7 protein-coding genes are annotated in these 8,508 nt (G+C 64.2%); all 7 read left to right on the top strand.

The features are described 5' to 3' along the window. Positions 1 to 340 (top strand): fructose-bisphosphatase class II (locus tag WAN02_RS29085; protein WP_422268851.1); only part of this gene is annotated, 340 nt, incomplete at its 5' end. A gap of 44 nt (positions 341 to 384) precedes the next feature. Beyond that, positions 385 to 1,782, top strand: coding sequence for a class II fumarate hydratase (locus tag WAN02_RS29080; RefSeq protein WP_422268850.1), 1,398 nt, complete (start codon positions 385 to 387; stop codon positions 1,780 to 1,782). Between the two features lie 2 nt (positions 1,783 to 1,784). Next, complete coding sequence (locus tag WAN02_RS29075; RefSeq protein WP_422268849.1) at positions 1,785 to 2,249, top strand: ester cyclase; 465 nt, start codon at positions 1,785 to 1,787, stop codon at positions 2,247 to 2,249. Positions 2,250 to 2,429: 180 nt separating this feature from the next. Beyond that, complete coding sequence (locus WAN02_RS29070) at positions 2,430 to 5,606, top strand: ATP-binding protein (protein WP_422268848.1); 3,177 nt, start codon at positions 2,430 to 2,432, stop codon at positions 5,604 to 5,606. A gap of 172 nt (positions 5,607 to 5,778) precedes the next feature. Continuing rightward, complete coding sequence (locus tag WAN02_RS29065) at positions 5,779 to 6,360, top strand: hypothetical protein (RefSeq protein ID WP_422268847.1); 582 nt, start codon at positions 5,779 to 5,781, stop codon at positions 6,358 to 6,360. Positions 6,361 to 6,600: 240 nt separating this feature from the next. After that, positions 6,601 to 7,530, top strand: a complete 930-nt coding sequence (locus WAN02_RS29060) for a hypothetical protein (RefSeq protein ID WP_422268846.1) — start codon at positions 6,601 to 6,603, stop codon at positions 7,528 to 7,530. A 250-nt stretch (positions 7,531 to 7,780) separates the two neighbouring features. Beyond that, positions 7,781 to 8,508 (top strand): DUF4185 domain-containing protein (locus tag WAN02_RS29055; RefSeq protein ID WP_422268845.1); only part of this gene is annotated, 728 nt, incomplete at its 3' end.

The raw sequence follows: 8,508 nt of genomic DNA, 5'->3' as shown, positions 1-8,508 counted from the left end.
GCGCTGCATGGGCGGCGAGATTCAGGCGCAGCTGGCACCTAAGGACGACGCCGAGCGGCAGAAGGCACTCGACGCGGGTTATGACCTCGATCAGGTGCTGACCACCGGCGACCTGGTGTCCGGGGAGAACGTCTTCTTCTGCGCGACCGGCGTCACCGACGGCGACCTGCTCAAGGGAGTCCGCTACGAGCCCGGCGGCTGCACCACCCAGTCGATCGTGATGCGCTCGAAGTCGGGCACGCTGCGGATGGTCGAGGGCTTTCACCGGCTGACCAAGCTCAACGAATACTCCGCGATCGACTTCACCGGCGACAGCAGCGCCGCATACCCACTGCCGTAACCGCTACTCAACGAGTCCCACATATCTACCAAGAAAGCCCCCAAATGGCAGACAGCGAATACCGCATCGAGCACGACACCATGGGCGAGGTCAAGGTGCCCGCGAAAGCGCTGTGGCGCGCGCAGACTCAGCGCGCGGTGCAGAACTTTCCGATATCGGGACGGGGACTGGAGCCCACCCAGATCCGCGCGTTGGGTCTGCTGAAAGCCGCCTGCGCGCAGGTCAACAAGGACCTCGGACTGCTGGCCGCCGACAAGGCCGACGCGATCATCGCCGCCGCCGCGGAAATCGCCGACGGTAAGCACGACGAGCAGTTCCCGATCGACGTCTTCCAGACCGGGTCGGGCACCAGCTCCAACATGAACACCAACGAGGTGATCTCGAGCATCGCCGGCGCCAACGGTGTGACCGTGCATCCCAACGACGACGTCAACATGTCGCAGTCGTCCAACGACACCTTTCCGACCGCGACCCACGTCGCGGCCACCGAAGCCGCTGTGCGCCATCTGATCCCGGCGCTACAGGTGCTGCACGACGCGCTGGCCGGCAAGGCCCGGGAGTGGCACACGGTGGTCAAGTCGGGCCGCACACACCTGATGGACGCCGTCCCGGTCACCCTCGGCCAAGAGTTCTCCGGCTACGCCCGGCAGATCGAGGCCGGCATCGAACGGGTCAAAGCGACGCTGCCCCGGCTGGGCGAGCTGGCGATCGGCGGCACCGCCGTGGGCACCGGCCTCAACGCTCCCGACGGCTTCGGCGCCAAGGTGGTCCAGGTGCTGGTGAAAGACACCGGGTTGACCGAATTACGCACCGCAGCCAACTCTTTCGAAGCTCAGGCGGCCCGCGACGGGCTGGTCGAAGCGTCCGGTGCGCTGCGCACCATCGCGGTGTCGCTGACCAAGATCGCCAACGACGTCCGCTGGATGGGATCGGGCCCGCTGACCGGCCTGGCCGAGATTCACCTACCGGACCTGCAGCCGGGCAGCTCGATCATGCCGGGCAAGGTCAATCCCGTTCTCTGCGAGGCGGTTACCCAGGTCGCCGCTCAGGTCATCGGCAACGACGCCGCCATCGCCGTCGGCGGACTGTCGGGCGCGTTCGAACTCAACGTCTACATCCCGATGATGGCCCGCAACATCCTCGAGTCGTTCAAGTTGCTGGCCAACGTGTCTACGTTGTTCGCCGAGCGGTGCATCGTCGGGCTGACCGCCAACGTCGAGCGCCTGCGCGAGCTGGCCGAGTCGTCCCCGTCGATCGTCACGCCGCTGAATTCGGTAATCGGCTACGAAGAGGCGGCCGCGGTGGCCAAGCAAGCACTCAAGGAGCACAAAACGATTCGGCAGACCGTGATCGACCGCGGGCTGATCGGTGACAAGCTGTCCGAAGAAGAACTCGACCGTCGCCTCGACGTGCTGGCAATGGCCAAAGTCACCAAGGAGTAGACATGCTCAGCGACGAACTCCGCCAACGGCGCCTGGCGCTCATCGAAGAGCACATGAATACCGAGGTGACCAAGGAGTTCGATCGCACCCTGGCCACCTTCAACGGACACCCGCACTACGAGATCATGGCCACCGGTCAGGTTTTCGACGGCGACGACGAGGTGATGGGCTACTACCGGACCACCCGGACCGCGTTCCCCGACCAACGGCACGACAATGTGCGCTTCCACGTTACCGAAGACGCGGTGATCACCGAATTCGATCTGCTGGGAACCAATCTCGGTGAGTTCTACGGCATGCCGCCCACCGGCAAGGCGTTCCGGGTACCGATCATCGCCGTGTTCTTCTTCGACGGCGATCGAATCACCAACGAACGCATCTACTTTGACAGCGCGAGCCTAGTCACTCAGATCGGCCGTGGCGAACTACTGGCCCTCGCCGCATCGGGTGAGTTACCGGGACAGTAACCGGCCCGGCGGAACGCGACACATCGATGAGCGTGCTGATGGATGCTGGTCTTGTAACAGACCAGATATCAGGATCTTGAGCTTCGCGTCGGTAATAACCGCTCTGGGCCAAGAGCCCCTCGTGGAGTGTCCGACGGCCTATCCTGTGTATGCCGGGGGCCGGGATAAGCGGAGGGTCGGATGACGGCCGGAGCGGTGTGCCAGAGTTGTGGCGCAGCACCTTTGGAGAACGCCCGGTTTTGCCACGCCTGTGGCTCCCCAGTCGCCGACCCAACCGACACCCACCCAGAATACAAGCAGGTGACGGTCCTCTTCGCGGATGTGGTCCACTCGATGGACATCGCCGCGGCAGTCGGCCCAGAGCGGCTGCGCGAGATCATGACCGAGCTCGCCAACCGCGCTGCAAAGGTGGTGCAGCGTTACGGCGCCGCGGTCGCACAGTTCACCGGCGACGGGATCATGGCGGTGTTCGGTGCGCCAGTGGCGTTGGAAGACCACGCCGTTCGCGCCTGCCGTGCGGCGCTGGGCATTCACGATGAAACCGCTCGACTGGCTGTCGACGTCAAAGACCGTGACGGTCTGGATCTGCTGCTGCGCGTCGGACTTAACTCCGGTGAGGTCGTTGCCGGTGAGATCGGTTCGGGCGCTTTGGGTTACGCTGCGATTGGCGAGCAGGTGGGTCTGGCGCAACGAATGGAATCCGTCGCGCCCCCGGGCGGGGTGATGCTCAGCGAATCCACGGCACGGCTGGTCGGTGGCACGGCGTTGTTGGGTGACACCGAGATGGTGCACATCAAGGGCGCCAACAAGCCGGTGCCCGCCCACCGGCTGTTGGGGATGGCGGAAACGCATCGCGACGTTGGCCACACCGAGTCGAACCTTGTCGGTCGACGGTGGGAGATGGCCACTGCCGAGGGCGTGTTGGACCGTGCCGTCGACGGCTACGGTGCGGTGGTCGGCGTGACGGGGACGCCCGGAATCGGCAAGAGCCGTCTGGTGCGTGAGGTCGCCGCGAAGGCAGCGGCTCGGGGCGTGGACTTTTTCGCCGCCTTCTGCGAATCGCACGCCAGCGATATCCCGTTTTACGTCGTGGCGCGACTGCTGCGCGCAGTCTTCGGCGTAGGTGATCTGGACGCCGCCGGCTCCCGCACCCAGATACGGGCCCGGGTGCCCGACGCCGACCCCGAAGACCTACTGCTCTTCGATGACCTGCTGGGCGTTGCCGATCCCGAGGTGACGCTGCCCAAGATCGATCCGGACGCCCGTCGGCGGCGGTTGACTGCACTGGTCAATGCGGCGTCGCTGGCACGCCGAGCCCCGGCAGTCTATGTCATCGAGGACGTGCACTGGATCGACGAGGCCAGCGAATCCATGCTTGCGAGCTTTATGGCTGTGATTCCGCAGACCCGCGCGGTGGTGCTGATCACCTATCGCCCCGAATATCGGGGTGCGTTGAGCCGGGTCCCGGGTGCTCAAAGCATCGCCCTGGCGCCGCTCAGCGATTCGGAGACCGCAGCGCTGGTCTCAGAGCTGCTCGGCCACGACCCCTCTGTTGACGCGCTAGGCCAGAAGATCGCTGAGAGGGCGGCCGGTAATCCGTTTTTCGCCGAGGAGATGGTGCGCGACATGGCCGAGCGCGGCGTGCTCAATGGCAACCGCAGCGCCTACTCATCAACGGTCGGAATAGCCGAGGTCAGCATGCCCGCCACCGTGCAGGCGACTATCGCCGCCCGCATCGACCGCCTTGCCCCAGTCGCCAAGCGCACCTTGAGCGCTGCGGCGGTCATCGGCTCGCGGTTCGACCCGGGCCTGCTCGAAACACTGGGCATTGAACCGATTGTCGAGGACCTTGTGGTGGCCGAACTCGTCGATCAGGTGAGGTTCACCGGAGGACCGGAGTACGTGTTTCACCATCCGCTCATCCGTGCGGTGGCCTACGACTCACAGCTCAAATCCGATCGTGCCGAGCTGCACCGGCGCGTCGCGGCCGCAATCGAATCACGGGACTCGGCAGCGGCTGAGGAAAATGCCGCTTTGATTGCCGAACATGTGGAGGCCGCCGGCGATCTGCGCGCCGCCTACGGCTGGCACCTGCGCGCCGGGGCTTGGGCAACCAGTCGCAACATGCCCGCAGCACGAACCAGTTGGGAGCGCGCCCGAGCGATCGCCGACGCATTGCCCGCCGACGACCCGAACTGGGCAGCCATGCGCATCGCCCCACGAACCATGTTGTGCGGGACCGCCTATCGGATCCATACGAACGACGCCGGCGCCCGCGTCGACGAGTTGCGACAGTTGTGCGCCGTTACCGGGGACAAGGCGCCACTGGCCGTCGCCATGGGGGGGCTGGTGATGGATCACGCGTATCGGGGCCGGATTCGTGAGGCGTCGAAGTTGGCATCGGAGGCCATGGCCCTCATCGAGTCCCTTGGCGATCCGACCTTGACGGTGGGGTTGTCCTATCCGGCGCTCTACGCCAATTTCGAATGTGGTCGGTGGCCTGACGTGCTGCGGTGGTCGCAGAGGGTTATCGACCTGGCCGACGGTGATCCGTTCATGGGCAACTTCATCTTCGGGTCTCCCTTAGCACTGGCGCTGACGGCACGGGCTACGGCAAGCTATTGGCTGGGTCGTCCCGGATGGCGCGAGGATCTGCGTCATGGCCTGGAGATCGCCCGCATTGCCGACCCACTGACCTACGCCGGGGTCGCCGATTTCGGTTACTTCCCGGGAATATCGAATGGCGTACTGGCTGCCGACGACCGCGCGGTGCACGAGATCGAGGATGCGCTAGCGATTGCCGAACGAGCCGGCAATGATATGGCTCCGTCATTCGCCCGGATGGCACTGGGCGTCGCACTGGTGCATCGCCACACGGCTGCGGAGCGTGACCGCGGACAGACACTTCTGGCCGCGGTCAGGGACGTGTTTGTACGCGATGCACACAACCTCGGGGATCTACCGCTCGTCGAGGTGTACGTGGCGCGGGAAATGGCTCGGCGTGGAGCCCGCGACGAGGCGATCCAGCTGATGCAGGCATCCACCGACCACCTGGTCCGCGAGGGGCAACTGCTGGCGGGGGGCGTCACAGCGATGGGTGTTCTGGTGGAGACACTGCTCGAGCGCGGAGCCGACGGTGACGTGGCCGAAGCCGAGGCCGCCATCGAGCGGCTGGCGGCTGCGCGAGCCGATGAGCCGCGGGTAATTCGCGATATCTGGCTCCTGCGACTGCGAGCGCTCGTGGCGCGGGCCGATGGCGATGCCGTCGCCTACGCGGAGTTCCGAGATCGCTACGGGGACATGGCGACATCGCTCTGCTTCGAGGGCCACATTGCCTGGGCTGAAGATATGCGATGACGGCAAAACTCGGCAGCCATTTTTCTCGAAACAGACCATCGAGAGTTTCAAGACTCCATGTCCGAGATGGCACAGCGATACGACGGACACCGTCGACCAGCGGTGAAATGATGGAAGTCGTCGTTCGGAGAGGGCGGTGGTCTAGCTGAGTACCGGTACGCGCCGGCGGGTCATGATCGCTCTGGCCGTTGTCGCAGTCGCGGCCTGCGGTGTCGTTGTTGTCGTGCGGGTTTTGCTGCATCCGGTTGTGGGTTCGTCACATGCAGCACCTCCGGCAGCCACATCCGGGCCGCTGGCCCCTGGACCGCCAGGGTTTCCGGATCTCAACGATTTCACCGACGTCTCGCAGGATCACGATGCGTCCGGCCACTACCCCTTGGCAACATTTACCAGCCCAACGGGCTTGCAGTGTGCAATGTGGAGCAGCCGTGGAGATACGGCGGCAACCTGCTTCGGGGCGATTCCTGGTCTCGATCATCCGGCGAACCGGGTTTACGCGGGGGACTACAAGGCGTATTTCGACCAGAGCAGGCCTCCCGACACGGACAAGCTCAACGGGAAGCCGCTGGCGTCAGGTCAGAAGGTGATCTTGGGTGCCGGAGGAAAGCTGATGGGCGGTGACCAGATCACTTGCGGTGTGCAAGACGCTGTCGTCGCGTGCATGTTGATCAGGGGATTCGGCCAGAACCACGGCGACGACACCGCCCAACGGCACGGGTTCGTCCTCGACCTACAGCGAAGCTGGACGTTTTAGGCCCTTCGGTCCCGCCAACGTCGAGTACTTACGAACTGTCGTGTTGACGCCGACCGTCCGGGCGCCGCTAGTTGAGTAGTCGACTACTGGTTCGGTCGCGCGCACCCGCGGTGATGATTCGCGTTGTCGGGAAACACAGGTCCGCGTAACCCGATGCCCAGAGCGGCAAACCTTAACACCGGTGGTGTCGTTGAGCGGGCCAGCGGCATCCGAATGCGTATGAGCTAGAAGGGGATCGACATGACTACGACGGCACCGCCATCAGCGCCCGTAACGATACGAAGCGTCTTGCTCGGACTACTGGGCATTCCACCCACCGTTGGGACCGAAAGCACCGCGATCTCGCCCGACGCCGCTGTCGCTCATCCGGACACAGCGAAGGTGTACGAGTTCACCAGCGTCGACTATCCCGGCGCCGCACAAACACTGGTTTTCGACACTGACGGCACCACGTCGCTGGGCGCGTTCATTTTCGACCCCGGCAGCGCGTCCTCGCCCCCGGCCGCATTCACTGTGGCGGGAGGGGCCTACCAAATCCTCAACGTGCCCAACTCGACCGCAAGCATCGCAACGGGCCTCAACACGTCTGGTCTGATCGTTGGGGCGTACGACGACGTCGCGGGTTCGGCACATGGCTTTACCACCAGCGACAGCATCAGCTTTACCAACGTCGACTTCCCCGGAGCAACCGACACTCAGGCCATCGACGTCAACGACGCCGGAACTATCGTGGGCGACTATTTCGACGCAGCTAGCGTCGAGCATGGGTTCATCAGCAGCGGCGGTACCTTCACGGCCATCGATTTCCCGGGAGCCAAAAACACTGCGGTCGGGGGAATCAACGCCAACGGCGACGTCGTCGGAGGATACACGGATACAGCGGGAGCAACCCACGGCTTTCTGCTGTCGGGCGGTGTATACAGCCCTCTGAACTTCCCGCTCGCCAGCGGCACGACCGCGTTCGGCATCAACGACAACGGGGACATCGCCGGCTGGTACACCGACACCGCCGGCAAAACGCACGGATTCGTGTACGCCGACAACAACTTCAGCACCGTGGACGTCGCCGGCGCCAGCACCACTCAACTGACACGCATCAAGGACTGGGAACAGGTCACGGGCGTGTACGAGGACGCCCTCAACGAGGAACACGGCCTCACCGGTCAATGAGCCCCTTCAACCACTACCTAAGGACGGGATCAAAATGACAACAACGCTCGAAACGAAGTCTCCGAAAAAGACCGCAGCAGCAGTGAAAACTAGCGCCGCATCAAAGAGAGCCCCATCTCCAGTGCGGACCAGTGCCGCGTCGAAGAAAGCTCCATCGATAGGGCAGGCCAGTACCGCATTGAAGAAGCCGGCACCACGGAAACGAGTCGGCAAACGCGTACCGCCGGCACCCAAGTCAGGTGCCCGCCCGTTGGCGCCTGCCGTACTTGCTGCGGCTGTGCAGACGCTGGCGCTGCCACAGCTGCCACAACCCGCACCAGGGCAGGCCATCAATCTGGGGCCCATCGCCGGGACCGAATCACCGACCGGCGCGTTCGGCGCCGGAGCCGTCGACCTCTGTGAAATATCGCCGAGCGGTCTGGTGGCTCTGGGCGGCGACACCTTCTCGGGCAACTCTTGCGGAAGTGGGACATGGAGCCAATCGATGGCCCTGAAAGTCCAACCAGGCACCGTTAATAGCAACACAATTCAGTTCAACGGCTCGTTTGGCGGGAATGGCACCCTCTACGCCGAGCCCCCACCGTCGGTACCCGGCGGTAGCCAATTGCCGGCCGGGACGGTTCAGGTCTTCGGCATCGACTATGCCTTCGTGACAAGGACGGCAAACCTGCAACCCATCGACACGCGACTGGTGACAATCGACCCCAACAACCCGGGGTGGGCGACCGTTCCCGGGTCCTGTCGGGACGCAGTCAGCTGGCAGAACGGCAACGAAACACAGATCAGCGGCTACCAGGCGCCCGACGGTAATTGTTATATCGTCGCCGACGGGTTCGCCCGCGATCACCAGGTCTGGCTGTATCACTGCCCGGCGTCGAGCTTCACGGACCGGAATACGTGGTGGGCCTGGGGAATCGGGCCCGACGGCAACTGGGCTTGGAATGTGGACCCGACACCTCTCAGCGGTGACAACTGGGG

Source organism: Mycobacterium sp. (genome assembly GCF_049281135.1).
Taxonomy (GTDB): Bacteria; Actinomycetota; Actinomycetes; order Mycobacteriales; family Mycobacteriaceae; genus Mycobacterium.
Note: the sequence above shows the minus strand (reverse complement) of the source record. Positions and strands in the feature narration are given on the sequence as shown.

Bases quoted from the DNA above. Each gene is read 5' to 3' on its own strand.
- WAN02_RS29065 (WP_422268847.1), top strand. From the start codon at position 5,779: ATGATCGCTCTGGCCGTTGTCGCAGTCGCGGCCTGCGGTGTCGTTGTT.
- WAN02_RS29060 (WP_422268846.1), top strand. From the start codon at position 6,601: ATGACTACGACGGCACCGCCATCAGCGCCCGTAACGATACGAAGCGTC.
- WAN02_RS29070 (WP_422268848.1), top strand. From the start codon at position 2,430: ATGACGGCCGGAGCGGTGTGCCAGAGTTGTGGCGCAGCACCTTTGGAG.
- WAN02_RS29075 (WP_422268849.1), top strand. From the start codon at position 1,785: ATGCTCAGCGACGAACTCCGCCAACGGCGCCTGGCGCTCATCGAAGAG.
- WAN02_RS29080 (WP_422268850.1), top strand. From the start codon at position 385: ATGGCAGACAGCGAATACCGCATCGAGCACGACACCATGGGCGAGGTC.